We start from the raw sequence: 16,658 nt of genomic DNA, 5'->3' as shown, positions 1-16,658 counted from the left end.
TGGCCACCGGCGGTATCTCTTGTGAAGTAGGTACCTGAATGGTATTCAGGTACCTCATGGATACCGTCTCGCGTCGCGACCCCGCCGACCTCCTCGCGACGTACCGCCGCGACTGCCCCTCGCGCACCGTCGTGGAAGTGCTGGCCAACAAGTGGTCCCTGTACGTCCTCGCCGCGCTGCGCCGCTCGGACGGGCCGCTGCGGTTCGGCCGACTGCGGCGCCAGCTCGACGGGGTGACACAGAAGATGCTCACCCAGACCCTGCGGTCCCTGGAACGCGACGGCCTGGTCGAGCGGACCGTCTACCCGACCGTCCCCCCGCGAGTCGAGTACTCCCTCACCGGGTTGGGGCACTCGGTCGGCCGGCTGACCACCGCCGTCGCCGACTGGGCCGTCGACCACGCCGCCCTGATCCACAGCGCCCGCGCCGCGTTCGACGCCCGCCCCGAACAGCCCGAGCCCGCACGCTGAGCAGCGCCGTCGCCAAGCGTCCGGGTCGGCGCGATCGAGGCCACCGGCGATCGAGGCCACCGGCGAGCAACGCGCCCCGACCCGAACCGCCTTGGCTGCGGCGGCTACTGGGCGGTGGGCTTCCGGGTCGCCGTGCGGTAGAAGTTCAGCGAAACCGGGCCCTTCCTGCTGGTCGCCTCCGCGCTCTTGTTCGTCATCTTCCGATGCTCGGCGGCGCTGTACCGGGCGTCCTTGATGTTCTTGGCCTGCGGAAGCGGCTTGTCGGACTCGAACAGCTCGGCCTTTCCCGAGTCGGCCACGACGAAGGTGTCCCCGTGCATGTCGGCCTGACTTTCCCCCGCGTTGCCGAAGTTCGCCGCCACCAGGATGTGGACACCCTCGTACGGTTCGGTCCACAGGCTCGCCGCAGCGTTGTCCGAGCATATTTCGAGCCGGACCTGAACGCCCTTCACCGTGGTCTCGAATTTCTCCTTCCCGATGGCGAAGAATCCCTGCTTCATCTCCTCCTTCGAACGGTCCGGAGCGCCTCCCTGGCTCGGCGCCTCGAAACGCTTCGTATAGGTCTTGGGATCCTGGCCGCCCTGGAAGACACGTGCGTAGTTGTCGAACACGGTCACGTTGCCCGACTCGTCGAGTGCAGGCCCCTGGTCCCAGATGTCCTGCAACTCCTCTGCCATGTCCAGGGCGTAGTAGTTGTCGTCGTCCTCCGCCTCGTTCCGGAGCTGCTCCCGGCCCTCCCGCTGGTCGGTGCGCGCCCGGCTCGATTCGGGCTCGTCGAGGTCGCGCCGACGGCCGATGGTTCCCGGCACCACCAGGTAGTTGCTGGGCAGCCTCGCCAGGCGACCGGCGAGCCACTCGTCCACGTCGGCCGCCTGGTCCGCGCTCAGGAAGTGGGTGCCCTGGCCGCTGAAGTAGTACTCCGGCGCGGTGAAGATATACACGTGCTCGGGGTCGTACCGCCGACTCCATTCGAGGAACGCGGTGTCCATCGCCTCGCCCAGGAGCTTCTTCTTCTCCTCCAGCTCGACGGCCGACCACGCGGCGCCGTCCGCCATCACCTCGTCCGTGGGCGCCTGGACTCCGGCGATGTGGACACCGGTCTTCTCCGCGCCGATCTCCATGTCGTGGGGCTCGAACTCCGCACGCTCCCAAGGCTCGGTGCGCTCGCGTGCCGCGCTCGCGAGGTCCTCGGCGGCCTGACGGTCCTCCTCCTCCGACGCGCGCTGCACCGGTACGCCGGTGCGGGCGCCGCCGCCGGCTCCGCCCCCGGTCCGCGCCGGCTGGAGGACCGACCGCTGCATGACGCGGGTGGCGTTGGCTTCGGCTTCGCGTTCGAAACGGTCGGACGGATCGGAGACCTTCAACCCCGTACCGTTGTCGGTTCCGGCGACGGGGCCCCGGCGCTGCTGGATGACGTGGGTGAGCTCGTGAGCGAGGGTGTGCTTGTCGCCTCCGCCGTCACCGATGACGACATGGTGGCCGGAGGTGTAGGCGCGGGCGCCCACTTCGGCTGCTGAGGCTTGCGCAGCCGCGTCCGTGTGGATTCGGACGTCCGAGAAGTCCGCGCCGAGCCGGCTTTCCATCTCGGTGCGCGTGTCATGGTCGAGTGGACGCCCCGGGGCGCGCAGGACCTCCTGGACGGTGGAGCGCTGAACGGCCTGTTCGGTCCGCCGGCGGCCGTGGTCGTCGCCCTGCCGGTGCCGCCCCTGGGCCCCTGGCGGTCCGGCTCGGTGGAGCATCTGGACGACCGCCGCGTTGCCGACACTGCGCTGGAGGGCCAGGAGAGAAGATTCGGCCCGGTGTGCAGACTTGCCGGCCGGTGAACGGCTTTTCTCGGCGTCATTGGTTGTTGTGCTGTGCTGGGCGTGCATGGTCTCCCTCTCGCACGGCAAACGGACATTCTCCTGAATAACAGATCGGCAAAGGGCACTACCAGAGACCTGAAGGCAGACCGTACTGCCTGATCGGGCACAACACGCTGCCCGTCACTCGAACACGGACACCGTCCTACGGCTGTTCTTTGTTCCGGTCAACGCTGTCCGGCGGGGGGCGATTCGCAGCCCGCAGCCGGCTCCACCGCATCTCGGGAACCACCCTGGTCACAAGCCTTCCGGCAGTCCCTGAGAGGATCTGCGCCATGACGACCGAAATCCGCCGCGCCGCGGGAACCAGAACCCTCTCCGACACCCTTCTCTCGATGTTCGGCATCCGGCGGCTGAGCACCGAGAAGGACCTGGCCGATCTCCGGGCAGGCACCACCTTGCAGGTGTTCTGCTCAAGCCCGACGCTGGGCACGGTCAAGATGCTGTCGATCGGCAAGGGACGCACCATTCCCCACGCGGCGGCCGGCCACCTCTACCTCACGGCCGACACGGTGACCTGGCGCAACCAGCGCACCCGCGAGAACGTCGTCCTCCGGGGTCCGTTCCGGCTGTCGCCGTCGGAGCAGAAGACACCGCACCCGAAGATGGCCCGCCTCGACCTGGCGGCGGGCGACGAGCAGCACGTGATCGTGATCCCCAAGGCCGATGTCTCCCTCGTCACACAGGTACTGGAAGCGGCCCACCGGTAGCACCGACGAGAAGCCCCGGACGAACGGCCACAGCCGGGCGCGGGAGCGGGAGCGGCACTCGCAGTCCTCCCCGCCGCTGCCCATGATCCCGGCCGGCACCGCGGGCGCCGGGCACGCGGGCGGCGCCGGCCTGCTGCGCTCAGGGTCCGTTGAGGTCGGCGCGGATTCGCAGCCGTAGCTCGCCGAAGAGCCGGTCCCAGTGCCGGCGGGCCTCCCGATACTCCGGCTCGGTGTACGCGACGCCGGACTCGACCAGGTCACGCAGGTCCCGCAGTGCTCTGAAGGCTGCGACGGAGGACTGTTCGACGCCGTCCGACGCGGTGATCGACACCTGGTACCGGAGTTCGTAGGCGCCCCCGGCCTTGAACGCTTCCGCCGCGGCCCGAGCACGCTCGTCCGCGGGCGCCGTGGCGTTCCGTGCGGCCTGGCGGATCTCGTTCCAGGTCCTCGACAGCGCTGCGAGGTACTCCGCGTACAGCACCCGCCTGGCGTCCTGGTGCCGGTCCTGGTGGTCACGCCGCCACCTGACCCGGTCCGCGATGAGCGTGGACGTGACGCCGATGACAGCGCCGAGGGCAGTGCTCGCAAACGGTGACCATTCCATGGGCAGAGGCTATGCAAGCACCGCCGGCTCCGAGTGCGGATCAGCGGTATCCGGCCGTAGCGGATAAGCGCCGTACACGCCCGACCCCGAACCGGCCAGATTCCCGTACCACTGCCCGTCACAGCCGGTACGGAGTCGCCGACGTGACCCCTTCGCCAGCGCCGGGCGGCACCATCGGCAGCAGGACCGGTTGCCACGGCGAACACCGCCGCCAGTCGCCGTCCGCCGGGCAGGGCCACCGCGCGACCACTTCACCACCGGTTCGGTGATCGCCGCGATGGACGTGCGTCCCGGGTGGGATCACCAGCTGATGTACGCATAGCCGGGTCCGCCGGCGGAGCCGTTGGCGCCCGCCGCGGCCTGGCGGGATGCGGCCCCGGGTGTACCGGCGTTGCTGCCGCTGTTGGTGATGCTGCCGCCTCCGCGGCCGCCCGGGCCTCCCGCGCCGCCGGCACCGCCGTTTCCTCCGGCGCCGCCGTTGCCCGTCCCGGCCGGGGGTGTGACGCTCGCGCCCTTGGCCGGGGTCACGGCCGTGGCTCCGCCGCCCCCGCCGAACCCGCCCGCCCCACCGGCCCCACCGGAACCGCCGCCGAGGTCATCCTTGTCCGCGCCGAACTTTCCCTGGGATCCCGCAGCGGCATTGCTCCCCGAGTTGATGGGACCGAGGGCCGCAGCCAGCTGCTCCGATGACGCCCCCAGGCATCCGAACAGTCCGAGCGTCCGTCCGGTGGGCATCGTCCGGCCGATCTTGCCCCCGGCACCGCCCGCTCCGCCTTTTCCGGCGCCGCTGACCTTCGTGTTGCCGGTCCCGTGCCGGCCGCCGCTGCCCGGGTTCCCGGCGTGGCCTGCGTTGGTGGTGGTCGCCCAGCTGGAGGTGATGATGTTCCCGACGCCGGCCGTCGCGACGGCGATCTTGGCGCCCCCGCGCTTGACCACCGTCTCGACGCCGTTCGTTCCCGCCGTGCCGGCGCCCCCGGTCCTTCCCTTGCCGCCGTCGTCCCCCGAGGTGCCGAGGCTCGACCCTGCCGCCCCGCCATTCGCGCCCTTCCCGGCGCTGCCGCCGCTTCCGCCCTTGCCGCCCTTGCCGACCTGGACCGTCAGCTTCTCGCCCGGCTTCACCGCCAGACGGCACCGCACATAGGGCCCCCCGCCTCCCGAGCCACCACCGTTGCCCCCGGCGCCGCCCCCTCCCCCGCCCCCGCCGCCGCCGCCACCGCTGAGCAGCGAGCCGCCTCCGCCGCCCCCGCCCCCTCCTGCGCTCCCGCCGCCACCGCCGCCACCTCCGGCGCCGCCGGCCCAGAGGTCGACGACGATCCGGGTGACACCGGCGGGGACGGTGAAGGACTGCCCGCCCGGGCCGAAGCCCTGGCCGCCTGCGGCATGCGCAGGCGGTGCGGACAGGCCCATAAGGACGGCGCCGCAAGTCAGTCCCACGCCCGCCATGCGGGAGCACCGGGCGGGAGAGGAGAAGCCGGCGGACATCAACAATGCTCCGGTCTTCGATCCGGATATACGGGCCGTCGGCGTCAGGAAAGGCATCGTGTGTACTCCTGAGTACTGGAATGTGTCGGGCCCGTCGGACCCACCCCAAGAGTGCGTGCACGAAAGATGCGACTCCGGACGATGCTCCGCCAATCGCCCCCGAATCCCCACCCCCGGGTGGAACCCGTGGCCCATTCGGACTTCAATCGGCCGACAGCGGATTGAAGGCCGCCGGGCGGCGCGTCCACGCCACCCCGCGCCACACTCCGGTGCCCGATGATCCGGCGACAGTACGGACGCGGGTGCACGCCGGAGGGTCGGCCGGTTCGTCGCGGGCGACAAAGAGCGAGGGTGATTCGGGCGGCGCCCGCCCGAACGCCGTTGACGTAACCGCCTACCGACTCCCGCCCGGTGCCCCGACTCTCCGCGGCGACGGCCACGATGACATGACATCATCCCCCGGGACCGGTGGAGCCGGGCCCGGGGGATGATGTCAAGGACCGCGGGCCGCATGGCCGGCCAGCCCACTTCCCGCCGCCCGCTGCCCGCTGCCCGCCGAGTCGCTCGGCCGCACCGGCCCGGCAGAGCCGGCGGACACAGGCCGGGGCGCTCAGTCCTGCACGAAGTTGACCGATCCGATGTTCTGCCCTCGCGGGAAGAGCGCGGTCTGCCCGCGGCCGACGGTCTCAAGCGGCTCACCGGACTGGTCCTGACCCGCGTAGAGCTCGGCGTCGTACGCCGAAAGGTTGGTGGCACCATAGGCCTTGAACGGCGACTCCAGCGTCACGCGTCCGTGCCCGTCCGGTGTCTCCACCGAGAAGTTGCCCCCCAGCTGGTTGTTCTGACTCCACAGGTCGAGTCCGTTCGGCATCTGCGTCTTCCTCTCCAAGAACCCCGCTCACGCGGGCGCCCGACCCTTCGGGCTCAAACGACACATACAGGCCGGGCCCGGACGCGCTCCGGCAGCACCCGTCACGACACGCCCCGCGCCGTCCGAACGCAGCCGCTCCGCCGCCGCACAGCTCCCTCCGCGCCCGGGCCAGTCGGCGACACGGGCCCCGCCAACCGCGGCCTCGCACAGGACGCCGCAGCAACCGCCCCGCCCCTGACCGCCCGAAATCTGCACGGAAGCGCCACCGAGCGTCGCGACAGTCAGTCCCGCTCCCGGCGCCCTGCGAGCCTGTCACTCATCGATGGGGACGCACTGGTAGCCGACAATGCGGGCCGGGGCATCCGATTGCCCCGAGGGAACGAGCACGTTGGAACAGAACACCGCCATCTCGCCGCTTCTGTCCGCGAGGACGAAGCTGTCATAGATGGGGCCATTGCCGACGGGCGAGGTGCAGTTGCCGGAACCGACGGCCCGGCCCTCCGGGAACGTTGCGCTGACGGTGTTGCAGACGAAGCGCAGCCCCTGACGGTGCTGGCCGACCGTCCGCTCGTGTGAGTCGGCGTGCGCGGCTGCGGGCGCAAGAAGAACCAGGGCCGCCGCCGAGGCGGCTGCCACAGCGTGCGTGCGGGTCCAGACAGCGGGGTGACACGTGGTCATGGTGGACTCCATCCGTTCGTGGTCGATGAAAAACACTCGGGCGGGACCGGGGCACCCGGCGCCCGAATCCGCCGGTGGTTCGAGGCGGCGCGGAGCGGCGTGGCGCCGGCCGGGTCCCGCAGGAGCCGGTGAGGCTCCTGCGGGCGGTGCCGTGGGGTTACTTCTTGTTGAGGGAGGTGTTGTTCCACCAGCCCTGGCGTCCGGCGGTGAAGGCGACCGTGCGGTCGCCGATCTTCCCCTCGTAGCGGGTGCCGGTGGTCAGCGGGCTCTTCGGGGCGGCTCCGTGGGGGTCCTTGACCGTGGTGGTGACGGTCGCCGCGGGGGTGAGGTCGCCGGGCTGGAAGCCCTGGGGGTTGACGGTGGTGATGACCTCGTCCCAGTTCGGGGCGCCTGCCAGACGGTGGGTGAGGTGTACCTCGTCGCCTTGGCCGAAGGACAGGGCGGTCACGAAGTCGGGGTAGCCGGCCTCGGGGTCGAGCGGCCGGTAGTGGACGACGTCCTCCTTGCGGCAGGTCACGTCGACGGCATCGAGGATCGGGGTGAAGGTCCGGTTGCCCTGGGCGTCGACGGTGACGCGTTCGAGTTCGACCGGCAGCGAGGTCCGCTTGCCGTCGACGATGTCCTGGAGGGGCCAGTGGCCCTCGGTGAACAGCGAGTAGTAGACCTGCTGGTCCTCGTGGGCGGCCAGGTCGGCCAGGTACGTGTCGCGCAGGCCGTCGGGCAGCCCGAACCTGGTGATCATCTGGAAGGCGTGGATCGGGACGTAGTACAGCCCCAGGTGGTAGCTGAAGATCGTCTTCTTGCCGATCAGCAGGAAGCGGTGTCCGTGCCGGTCGGCGGTGGCGCTGACGGTGTCGGGCATGGGTGCGGTGGTCACGGGGTCTCCTCGTGGGTCGGGTTGTGCCGGCGGTGCCAGAACGGCCGCTCGGGCCAGCGCTGTTCGGCGGCGTAGTGGGTGCGGTGGTTGCGCAGGTAGGTGGTGCGGACGGCGGCGACGGTGTGCGCGTAGCCGGCCAGGGCGTGCGGGTCGCCGCCGAGGTGGGCGTGGACGGCCTGACCGGCGCTCAGGCCGGTGAACAGGGCGGTGAGGATGCCCTGCGAGGACAGCGGGTCGAAGGCGACGGCGGCGTCGCCGGCGGCTGTCCAGCCGTCACCGTGGACGGTGTCGAGGCGGGCGGTGTGCGCGGGGGCGCGGCGGGCTGCCGCACCGGGGGGCCACGGGTGCCGGGCGGCCAGGGAGTCGATGTGCCGGGTGGCGGTCAGGCCGGTCGGCAGATCGGTCCGGGCGGCGGGCAGGTCGGCGTCGGTGTACCAGGCCAGCAGGCGGCGGCGGTCGGGCAGTGGGGCGGTGTACCACCAGCCGTCGGGGGTTGCCTCCACGGTGGTGGTGGTGTCGGCGGTTGCCGGAGCGGGTCCGAGGGTGAGGTGGACCGCGACCAGCCGGTCCCGGACCAGCCGTCGCGCTCCGCACGCGGTGGCGACGGAGGCGCGTCGGCCGGTGGCGTCCACGATCCACCGGCAGCGGACCGTACTGTTGCCCGCCGCGTTTCGCAGCTCCACGGACCACCCGCCGTCCGCCGCGCGGTCCGGCGGCCGGGCCACCGCTCCGGCGGCGAGCTCCGCGCCCTGCGCCCCTGCCTGTTCCCGCAGTTGACGGTCGAACAGTTTGCGGTCGAGGTGCCAGCCGTGGCCGTGCGGGTCGAGGATGCTGTCCACCGATCCGAGTGCGGGGCCACCCCAGGCGGACCGGTTCGCCTGGCAGGGCAGGTGGCCTTCCGCCAGGACGCGGTCCGCGCCGAGGTCGCGCAGCAGTACCCGGGCGGCGGCGGGCAGTGCCTCGCCGACCGGGTCCGGGCCGCGCCCGGCGTCAGCGAGCAGCACCGTTCGGCCGGCCCTGACCAGGGCGATGGCGGCGGCCGCACCCGCAGGGCCCGCGCCCGCCACGACCACGTCGTAGCGGGCGCCGGCCGGTGCGGGGGCGGCCGGCGCGGCGAGTACGGCGGGTGCGGCGAGTACGGCGGACCTCACGTGGTGCCGTCGGCAGGGCGGGCGCCGCCGCCGTTGGCGGATTCCTCGCCGAACGGGTCGAGCTTGTCGATGTAGCCGACCGTGATCTCCTCGGCGCTGTAGCCGGTCCGGTCGACGACCTCGGCGAGCACGCCACCGTAGGCGGCGGCGTCCAGGGCGGTGGTCTCCGGGACGTGGACGGTGACCAGGTTGCGGTCGGGCGAGACGCCCTCCAGCGGGAAGCCGGGGACCGACTCGACCTGGACGAACTCGGGGAACCTGCCGTCGCCGACGGTGTAGCGGCGGGTCTCCACGATGCCGAAGAGGTGCCATTCCTTTGCCGCCTGGGCGAGTTGCTGCTTGTACTCGCCGCGCAGGCCGCGCAGCCAGGACGCCCGCCGGGCGAACGCGTCCTGGCGCTCCTCCTCCGAACCGGCCTCGCCGCCGTCCTTGTTGACGATCCGGAAGTCCGCTTCGGTGAGGACGTGGTTGGGCACCCGGGCCGGCCAGAAGGTCGGCAGGTGGGGGTCGTAGCGGCCCTTGGGCAGGGCGTTGAACTCGTAGCCGGAGCGGCAGCTGGCGGTGTCGGTCTGCCACGGGATCGCCATCCAGCGGGTCAGGTCGCCGGGGCCCTGGGCGTGCAGCGGGCCGTCCGCGCCCAGCGCCCGCTCGGCGCTCAGCTGCGGGCCGTAGTCGGGTTCGCTCTGGCCTTCGGGGCGGTGCAGGATCCGCAGCGGCTCCTGGTACATGGTGGTGTGCCGGATCGGCCAGGTGACCTCGCAGCCGGGGTGGAAGGCGTCGGCGAGGCAGAAGTCCAGGGCGGCGCGGTCCAGCAGCCCGGGCTGCTCGGGTACCGGGGCGTCCTCGACGCGGCGCGGGAAGTCGGGCACCGCAGTGGTGCCGAACTCCCCGGCGGCCCACTTCTCCAACTGCTCGATCTGGGTGTCGGACAGCGTCATGTACTGCAGCGGCGACTTGGGCTTGCTGGCCATGCCGTCGCCGTAGAACCACGGCCAGGGCTGCGGCGACAGCCCGTCCCGCTCGTGGTCGCGCATCGCGGTGTACACCTGCCGGCGCAGCTCGCGGTTGCGCTCGGCCGTGCTGGCCAGTCGCGCCAGCAGGGCGGGGGCCATGAAGTCCTCGGGTCCGCCGAAGCCGTGGTGGGTGGCGTAGCCCTTGTTGACCCACTGGAGTTCGCAGAAGCGGTGCAGGATGGGCTTGATGTCGCGTTCGAACAGCACCTCCTCGGTCGCGCCCACCGGCTTCTGCGGCCGGAAGACGTCGTGCAGCTGGTCCCACAGGGTGCGCGGGGTCTTCACGTCGGGGGCGTAGTTGGGCGGGCCGACCACCACCCAGGCGCCCTTGACCTCGACGGCCTTGCCGTTGAGCTTGAGGGTGGCGGTGACCGGCCCGTCGGAGGTGTCGTCGTACCAGCCGTCGTTGTTGCCGAAGGAGTGCAGTTCCTCGCCGCCGGGCGCACCGGAGGTGCCGCTGCCGCCGAGGACGACCAGCCGTCCCTCCTCGTCGGCCTGCATGCGGCCCAGCGGCACGTCGACGCCCAGGAAGGTGCCTCCGCTGAACTCCACGTGCTCCTTGCTCCCGGGGGCGAGGGTCTTGCGGCCGGGGTCGATGACCAGCCGCCGGCGGTCGGCCCCGCCGATCTTGCTGTTGCGGCGCAGGGACGCCTTGCCCTTCATGTCGGGGATGTCGAGGGCGAGGTCGAAGTTGTACCAGGCCGCCTTGTGGTTGGCGACGTGCACGGCCCACTCGACCTCCACGCCGGCCTCGGACGGCTTCAGCTCGCGCACCACCCGGCCGGAGCTGTCGTAGCCGTAGATCCGAAACCGGGCGGCCTGGCGTTTGATCGCGCCGGTCTCGTCCTTGTAGAAGCCGACCGGGGCGGGTTCGGGCGCGGGTGTCTCGGGGCCGTAGTACCAGCCGTCCGCGCGGGTGCTGTTGCCGATGCGGGCCACCCCGATCGCGGGGTGGATCTTCGCGTAGGCGATGTCGTCGGTCATCGGGCTCTCTTGTTCCTTTCGTGAGCAGGTGGGAGGGAGCGCACGGGCCGGCCGCCGGCAGACGGACTCGGCGGGTGCCCGGCCCTCAGCGGGACGCAGCAAGCGCGCGCGGCGTCGTCGACGCAGCGCTGTCCACCTGAGCATCGACGCGGCCGGTGAACGCGGACGGCACCGGCCGCCGTGGCAGCCGCGCCGGCAGCCCTCACGACCCGGCGCTGCACCCTGCAGCTGAGGTCGCCCGCCGTCGGCCGGCATCACGGTGAGGACCGTCCCGCCGATCCGTCGGACCGTGGTTCCCGGCCTCCCAGGACGCCTGGTCCGGTGCCACGGGCATCTCGCGCCACCTCCATATCGGGTCGCACCCGAAGGAATCGCCCGACACGCCGACCGCCCAACCCCGGGCCCGGCGAACTCACCTGAACGCCGGGCGCAAGCACGCCAGTGGCCCGTGAAGTTGCGGCACGCGCTCAGCAGCGGGGGCGGGTGGCCGTGCGGCTGGACGGCACCGTACGACCGGCCTGTCAGGGGTGGGTGACACACTTCCCGGCATGATGATGATCGAAGCGATCGACGCAGTTCTGACGGCGAACGATCCGGATGGCGGGCCCGGGTACCAGGGCGAGTTCACGTTGGCGGGGCGGCTGTCGAGTCGCGGGGGGATGGCGGTGGCCGGGCTCGACGGCGCCGAGTTCTACACGTTCTCCGTCATCGCCGACGGGCTGCACGACGTCTATCTGGCGTACGACTGGGACGACGAGCGGGGCGCCACCGTCACCGCGGTCGCGCTGGTCGCCGGCGGTACCACCCCACAGGCACTGGTGGATGCGAGCTGGGACGAGGCGTCGGACGACGTCAACATGCTGAGCGAGGACGCCTCGGCGATCTACTCCAGCACCCCGGACAACCTGGCCATCGGCAGGGCTCTTCACCAGACCGCGGGCTTCACTGACGCCGACAGCCCGGAGGCCCATGCCGTGGCCCAGTTCGCGGCGCAGCAGGAGAGCGGCTCCCGGACCCCCGTGATCGACGTCGTCGTCGACCCGGTGGGCGGCGCGAACGCCCTGGTCTTCCCCACCTGTGACTTCACGTCGAACAGCATCCTGGTCGGCCGGGACGAGCACGGTACGGGCGTCGGGATCTTCTGGTCCAACTTCGACGGTTGATGCCCGACCGGTAGTGCGCCCGCCGGCCGTCGAGCGTTCCTTGTCCCACGCAAGGGCCGAGGGGCCGGGCGGCCTGCGGCTGCCGCATCCGGCGGCCGCGGCGCACGGGCCGACGGGGTGGTCACCAGGGGATCGGGCGGCCGTGGCGGAAGAAGCCACCGGTGGGGCCGGTGTCGGGGAGGGTGGCCGCCCACAGGACGCTGTCGGCGCCGGTGGAGACGGGGGCACCACCGGCGCCGCCCATGTCGGTGGCGATCCAGCCCGGGCAGACCGCGTTGACGAGCACGCCGTCGGAGCGGAGTTCGCCGGCCAGGGTGCGGGTGAGGGCGTTGAGGGCGGCCTTGGAGACGCCGTACGCCGGGGTGCCGCCGCCCATGGACGCGAGGGAGCCGCTCTCGCTGGAGACGTTGACGATCCGCGGGTGGGCGGAGCGGCGGAGCAGCGGGACGAACGCCTGTGCGACCTGCCATGCGCCGTAGAGGTTGGTCTCCATGGTGCGGCGCACCTCGTCGAGGTCGACGTCGACGGCCCGGCGGCCCGGGTCGTAGTTGATCGCCGCATTGTTGATCAGTACGTCGAGGCGGCCGTACTCGGCGTCGACCGAGCGCGCGAGCTCCAGGACACCGGCGGCGTCCGTGACGTCGAGGGTGCGGGGCAGGAGGGTGCCGCGCAGGCCGCGGCTGCGGGAGAGGTCGGCGGCGGCGTCCTCGGCGGCCTGCGGGGCGCGGGCGCAGAGCAGCACGGTGTGACCGAGTTCGGCGAGTCGGCGCGCGGTTTCGCGGCCGATGCCGCGGTTGGCGCCGGTGACGAGGGAGATCGGTGCGGAGGTGCCGGTGGTGTCCATGGCGGTCCCCTTCCCCGTCGGAGGCGGATCATCCCGGCGGCCTCGGACCGTACGGACGGGAGGTTCGGCCCGGGCGCCGCCGCCGGAAGGGAGCGGCGGCAGACCGCCGGAGGGCGGCAGTGTGGACGTCACAATCTGCTCCCTGAAGAGGAGGGGGAACCTGTCGGCAGGAGGGCGCCGACTTCACCCCGTGCCAGGCGGCGAGGGCCGTCGGTGGCACGTGGCCTGACACACCGCCGACATCACCCCGGCGGGCGTGCGCCCGCCCCACCGGGAGAGTTGTCACCGACCGGCGTCATCGAACTTCCACCGGAGAGCCCATGAACACCACCGCACCCGATCCGTCCCGCCGGGACGCCACCGGCTTCAGCACCGCCCGCCTGGAGGCCTTCAGCGACGGCGTCTTCGCCATCGCCATCACCCTGCTCGTCCTGGACCTGAACGTTCCCGAACCCGACAGCCTTCACGGCGAGAGCCTCGCCGGGGCCCTGGCCCACCAGTGGCCCTCCTACTTCGCCTACCTCGTCAGCTTCCTCGTCATCGGCATCATCTGGATCAACCACCACGCGATGTGCGCACTCGCGCGCCGCGTCGACCGGCGGACCCTCTTCGCCAACCTCTTCCTCCTCCTCACCGTCTCCGTCATCCCCTACCCCACCCGCCTGCTCGCCACCTACCTCACCGCGGGGGACACCGACGCCCACACCGCCGCCGCCGTCTACGCGGCCACCATGGTCGCCATGGGCCTCGCCTTCAGCCTGCTGTTCCTCTCCTTCACCCGCGACGCCCGCGCCCTCCACACCCCCGTCCCCCGAGCCGACGTGAACGCCGCGATGCGCCGCTTCAGCCTCGGCGGCCTGGCCTACCTGGCCACGATCGGGATCGCCTTCCTCAGCCCCGTCGCCATGCTCGCCACGCATGCCCTCCTCGCCGTCTACTACTGCTTCGACCAGCTGGCACCCGTCCGACGAACTCCCGTGACGCCGCGCTGACTTCGGTCGGACCGTGGCCGTCCGGTCCACGGGGCCGCTATTCGTGCCGAATCCGCCGCCGCCGTGCTGCGGATATGCTCCGGCGGTGACGTACCCCGTCCGTTCGTTCGAACGGCCGACGGTCTCGTCTTCGTCACACGGTTTCAGGAGTTCCATGATGATCGGTCGTCAACAGGAGCGGGCGGTCATCGCCGAAGCGCTCTCCCCTCGGTCGGCGTCGCCCGCCGTTCTGCTGCTCGGGGAAGCGGGGGTGGGCAAGACCCTGCTGCTGGACACCGCGGTCGAGGAGGCCGAACGCGAACGCTCCCGCGTCCTGCGGGTGCGGGGCAGCGTCGCCGAGAGCGAACTCGCCTTCGCCGGCCTCCACCAGCTCCTGCTGCCCGTCCTCGACGACGGGGTCGACGGCCTGCCCGCCCGCCAGCGGGCCGCACTGCTCGGTGCCTTCGGGCTCGGCGAGGACCTCGCCCCACCGGACCCCATGATGGTGAGCCTGGCCGTGCTGACGCTCGCCTCCCAGATCGCGTCCGCGGGTCGGCTGCTGCTCGTCGTCGACGACGCCCAGTGGCTCGACCAGGGAAGTTGCCAGGCTCTGGGCTTCCTCGCCCGACGGCTCGCGGGCGAGTCGATCGGGCTGCTCGTCGCGGTCCGCGGCACCCGCCGGCCCGACTGGCTGGACTCGACGGTGCCGCAGGTGGTGGTGGCCGCCCTGTCCTCGGCCGAGGCGGAGGAGTTGCTCGGTGCGCAACCCGATCCGCCCGTCGGCCCGGCCCGGCGCCAGGTGCTGGCCACCGCCGCCGGCAACCCCCTCGCCCTCATCGAGCTGGCCCGACAGACGGCGCGGGACGGTCGGCTCCCGCCCGTGGGGCCGGTGCCGGTCACCGACCTGCTGGAGAGCACCTTCGCCGCCCAGGCCGACGGGTTGCCGCAGGCCACCCGCGAGGCGCTGCTGATCGCGGCCGCGGCGGAAGGCGCGGCCCTGTCGGACGTCCTGGCCGCACTGCCGCCGGGCTCGGACCTGGACGTGTGGCTGCCGGCCGAGCAGGCGGGGCTGATACACGTGCGGGCGGACCGGATCGAGTTCCGCCACCCGTTGGTCCGTTCCGCCGTCTACGGCGCCGTCCCCTTCGCCGAGCGGCGGCGCGCGCACCTGGCACTGGCGGCCGCGCTCGGCGGCGACCCCGACCGGCGGGCCTGGCAGTTGTCGGCGGCGACCGTCGCCCCCGACGCCGCGGTCGCCGCGACCCTGGAGGCCACCGCCATGCGCACGTTCGGACGGGGCGCCGTCGCCGAAGCCCTGGCCGGTCTGGAACGGGCCGCCCAGCTCCATCCGGACGCGGGCGAACGGGCCAGACTCCTGTCGACCGCGGCCTACACCGCCGTCCTGGTCGGGGACCTGGACCGGGCCGAGGCCCTCGGCGCGCAAGCCTCGCACCTCGCTCTCGATCCGGCCGCGACGAGCTGGATCACCGCCCTGAACGGGCTGATCGCCATGCTGATGCTGCGCCTGGAACGGGCCTTCGCCCTCGTCGTCGGCGAGGAACCGCCGGCCACCGGACGGCTCGCCGAGGACGTGTCCACCATCGCGACCGGGATCGTCTACCACTCGGGCATCGCCGCCCAGCGGGAGCGGATCCGGCCGATGCTGGCGGCCCGGGCGGCGGACGACGGTGACGCGGCCGGCCGGCCCTTCCACCTGTGGGACATCGGCGTCACCGACCCCTTCGTCCACGGGAACGCCGTACGCGCCCTGCTGCCCTCGGTCGCCGCCGCACCCGGCCTCATCCCGACCGAGACCCACACCCTCGGCGTCCTCGGCATGCTGCTGGACGAGACCGAGACGGCGGTGAGCCTGCTCGGCGACATGGTCAACCCGCAGTGGGAGGACGCGGCCGACTTCCACGGGGGAATGACCGCCGCGGACCTGGCCTGGGCCAACTTCGACTGCGGCCGGTGGGCCGACGCGCGCCTCGGCGTCGAACGGCTCGCGGAACGCTTCCTGGCCGGACACCGCAACCTCGGCTCGGCGCGGGCGCTCACCGCCCTCGCCACCGTGTGCGCCGTGACCGGCGAACCCGAAACGGCGCTGCGCCACGCCTCGGCGGCCCTGGCCGTCACCGAGCCGGCCCGGGCGCTCGCCACCGTGGTCCGCGCCCGCCGGGCGGCCGCGCTCGCCGCCACCGCCCTCGGTGACCACCACGCCGCCCACCTGCACCTGAGCTCCGTCTTCGACAGCTCGGGAGCACCGGTGCACTATCACCTGTCCTGTTACGCGGTCGCCGACCACGCAGCGGCCGCCGTCCTCACCGGCCACGCCGGGCAGGCGCGGGCCGCCCTGACGGAGGTGACCGCCGCGGTCGGCGCCGGAGCATCGGCGCGGCTGCGGCAGATCCTGCTCCGGGCCACCGCGCTCCTGGCCGAACCGGACGCCGCCGGGGCGCACTTCCGCGACGCACTGGAGGATCCGGCCGGCCAGCGCTGGCCGTTCGAACGCGGCCAGGTCTGGCTGGAGTACGGCGAGTGGCTGCGGCGGCAGCGGCAGATCACGGACTCCCGGACGGCCCTGACGAAGGCCCGTGAGATCTTCGACGGTCTGGGCGCCGGCCACTGGGCGGCGCGTGCCGAGTCGGAACTACGGGCGGCGGGTATCACCGTCGACACGCCCCGGCACAGCGCGCTGCGCTCCCTGACCGCCCAGCGGCAGCGGATCGTACGGCTCGCGGCGCAGGGTCTGACGAACCGGGAGATCGGCGAGCGGCTGTTCCTGTCGCCCAGGACCGTCGGGACCCACCTCTACCAGGCCTTTCCGGCCCTCGGCGTGACCTCGCGCAGCCAGCTGCGCGACGTCGTGGAGCGGGAGACCGGCCCCGGGCCCGGCCTGTGACGACGCAAGTCATGTGACGGATGGCTGAGGCACCGATCGGCCCGAGAGTGGGTGGAGGAACCACCCGCACAGCGCC

General features: G+C 72.4%; 14 protein-coding genes. 5 read left to right on the top strand and 9 right to left on the bottom strand.

Features of this window, described 5'->3' with window-relative positions; all coding sequences use genetic code 11:
• Nucleotides 1-56: 56 nt before the first annotated feature.
• The gene (locus ABTY56_RS21630) at nt 57-470 is read left to right on the top strand and encodes a winged helix-turn-helix transcriptional regulator (protein ID WP_350630582.1); all 414 of its coding nucleotides are present in this window, start codon (nt 57-59) and stop codon (nt 468-470) included.
• 104 nt (nt 471-574) lie between these two features.
• Here ABTY56_RS21630 and ABTY56_RS21625 read toward each other — a convergent pair whose 3' ends face one another.
• Nucleotides 575-2,341 carry an eCIS core domain-containing protein gene (locus tag ABTY56_RS21625; RefSeq protein WP_350630581.1) on the bottom strand — a complete coding sequence of 589 codons (1,767 nt, stop codon included), beginning with the start codon at nt 2,339-2,341 and terminating at the stop codon, nt 575-577.
• Between the two features lie 266 nt (nt 2,342-2,607).
• On the opposite strand from ABTY56_RS21625, the gene ABTY56_RS21620 reads away from it, so the two are divergent.
• Complete coding sequence (locus ABTY56_RS21620) at nt 2,608-3,042, top strand: hypothetical protein (RefSeq protein ID WP_350630580.1); 435 nt, start codon at nt 2,608-2,610, stop codon at nt 3,040-3,042.
• 139 nt (nt 3,043-3,181) lie between these two features.
• Here ABTY56_RS21620 and ABTY56_RS21615 read toward each other — a convergent pair whose 3' ends face one another.
• The 7 genes from ABTY56_RS21615 to ABTY56_RS21585 all read right to left on the bottom strand — a co-directional run bounded on the left by ABTY56_RS21615 (nt 3,182) and on the right by ABTY56_RS21585 (nt 10,702).
• A complete protein-coding gene (locus ABTY56_RS21615; RefSeq protein WP_350630579.1) occupies nt 3,182-3,646 on the bottom strand; it encodes a hypothetical protein in 465 nt (154 codons plus the stop codon).
• Between the two features lie 300 nt (nt 3,647-3,946).
• Nucleotides 3,947-5,185 (bottom strand): hypothetical protein, encoded by a 1,239-nt coding sequence (locus ABTY56_RS21610; RefSeq protein ID WP_350630578.1) that lies wholly within the window; start codon nt 5,183-5,185, stop codon nt 3,947-3,949.
• A 553-nt stretch (nt 5,186-5,738) separates the two neighbouring features.
• On the bottom strand, nt 5,739-5,999 hold the full coding sequence (locus ABTY56_RS21605) for a hypothetical protein (RefSeq protein ID WP_350630577.1): 261 nt from the start codon (nt 5,997-5,999) through the stop codon (nt 5,739-5,741).
• 312 nt (nt 6,000-6,311) lie between these two features.
• Nucleotides 6,312-6,677: a hypothetical protein gene (locus ABTY56_RS21600; RefSeq protein ID WP_350630576.1), complete on the bottom strand. Its 366-nt coding sequence runs from the start codon at nt 6,675-6,677 to the stop codon at nt 6,312-6,314.
• Between the two features lie 157 nt (nt 6,678-6,834).
• Nucleotides 6,835-7,554: a hypothetical protein gene (locus ABTY56_RS21595; RefSeq protein WP_350630575.1), complete on the bottom strand. Its 720-nt coding sequence runs from the start codon at nt 7,552-7,554 to the stop codon at nt 6,835-6,837.
• Nucleotides 7,551-8,705: a tryptophan 7-halogenase gene (locus tag ABTY56_RS21590; RefSeq protein ID WP_350630574.1), complete on the bottom strand. Its 1,155-nt coding sequence runs from the start codon at nt 8,703-8,705 to the stop codon at nt 7,551-7,553. The genes ABTY56_RS21595 and ABTY56_RS21590 overlap by 4 nt, the downstream gene beginning before the upstream one ends.
• Nucleotides 8,702-10,702, bottom strand: coding sequence for a LodA/GoxA family CTQ-dependent oxidase (locus tag ABTY56_RS21585; RefSeq protein WP_350630573.1), 2,001 nt, complete (start codon nt 10,700-10,702; stop codon nt 8,702-8,704). The genes ABTY56_RS21590 and ABTY56_RS21585 overlap by 4 nt, the downstream gene beginning before the upstream one ends.
• A gap of 548 nt (nt 10,703-11,250) precedes the next feature.
• On the opposite strand from ABTY56_RS21585, the gene ABTY56_RS21580 reads away from it, so the two are divergent.
• Nucleotides 11,251-11,865, top strand: coding sequence for a hypothetical protein (locus tag ABTY56_RS21580; protein ID WP_350630572.1), 615 nt, complete (start codon nt 11,251-11,253; stop codon nt 11,863-11,865).
• A 121-nt stretch (nt 11,866-11,986) separates the two neighbouring features.
• On the opposite strand, the gene ABTY56_RS21575 is transcribed toward ABTY56_RS21580, so the two are convergent.
• A complete protein-coding gene (locus tag ABTY56_RS21575) occupies nt 11,987-12,709 on the bottom strand; it encodes an SDR family NAD(P)-dependent oxidoreductase (RefSeq protein WP_350630571.1) in 723 nt (240 codons plus the stop codon).
• A gap of 320 nt (nt 12,710-13,029) precedes the next feature.
• Between ABTY56_RS21575 and ABTY56_RS21570 the strand changes: the two genes are divergently transcribed.
• Complete coding sequence (locus ABTY56_RS21570) at nt 13,030-13,701, top strand: TMEM175 family protein (RefSeq protein ID WP_350630570.1); 672 nt, start codon at nt 13,030-13,032, stop codon at nt 13,699-13,701.
• A gap of 157 nt (nt 13,702-13,858) precedes the next feature.
• Nucleotides 13,859-16,582, top strand: coding sequence for a helix-turn-helix transcriptional regulator (locus ABTY56_RS21565; RefSeq protein WP_350630569.1), 2,724 nt, complete (start codon nt 13,859-13,861; stop codon nt 16,580-16,582).
• Nucleotides 16,583-16,658 lie beyond the last annotated feature (76 nt).

This window comes from Kitasatospora sp. NPDC097691 (assembly GCF_040302665.1).
Taxonomy (GTDB): domain Bacteria; phylum Actinomycetota; class Actinomycetes; order Streptomycetales; family Streptomycetaceae; genus Kitasatospora.
This window is presented reverse-complemented; position numbering and strand designations above follow the sequence as displayed.

Excerpts from the sequence above, each read along its gene's own strand:
- ABTY56_RS21575 (WP_350630571.1), bottom strand. The coding sequence starts at position 12,709 with ATGGACACCACCGGCACCTCCGCACCGATCTCCCTCGTCACCGGCGCC.
- ABTY56_RS21570 (WP_350630570.1), top strand. The coding sequence starts at position 13,030 with ATGAACACCACCGCACCCGATCCGTCCCGCCGGGACGCCACCGGCTTC.
- ABTY56_RS21585 (WP_350630573.1), bottom strand. The coding sequence starts at position 10,702 with ATGACCGACGACATCGCCTACGCGAAGATCCACCCCGCGATCGGGGTG.
- ABTY56_RS21605 (WP_350630577.1), bottom strand. The coding sequence starts at position 5,999 with ATGCCGAACGGACTCGACCTGTGGAGTCAGAACAACCAGCTGGGGGGC.
- ABTY56_RS21600 (WP_350630576.1), bottom strand. The coding sequence starts at position 6,677 with ATGACCACGTGTCACCCCGCTGTCTGGACCCGCACGCACGCTGTGGCA.
- ABTY56_RS21630 (WP_350630582.1), top strand. The coding sequence starts at position 57 with ATGGATACCGTCTCGCGTCGCGACCCCGCCGACCTCCTCGCGACGTAC.
- ABTY56_RS21610 (WP_350630578.1), bottom strand. The coding sequence starts at position 5,185 with ATGCCTTTCCTGACGCCGACGGCCCGTATATCCGGATCGAAGACCGGA.
- ABTY56_RS21620 (WP_350630580.1), top strand. The coding sequence starts at position 2,608 with ATGACGACCGAAATCCGCCGCGCCGCGGGAACCAGAACCCTCTCCGAC.
- ABTY56_RS21625 (WP_350630581.1), bottom strand. The coding sequence starts at position 2,341 with ATGCACGCCCAGCACAGCACAACAACCAATGACGCCGAGAAAAGCCGT.
- ABTY56_RS21615 (WP_350630579.1), bottom strand. The coding sequence starts at position 3,646 with ATGGAATGGTCACCGTTTGCGAGCACTGCCCTCGGCGCTGTCATCGGC.
- ABTY56_RS21565 (WP_350630569.1), top strand. The coding sequence starts at position 13,859 with ATGATCGGTCGTCAACAGGAGCGGGCGGTCATCGCCGAAGCGCTCTCC.
- ABTY56_RS21580 (WP_350630572.1), top strand. The coding sequence starts at position 11,251 with ATGATGATGATCGAAGCGATCGACGCAGTTCTGACGGCGAACGATCCG.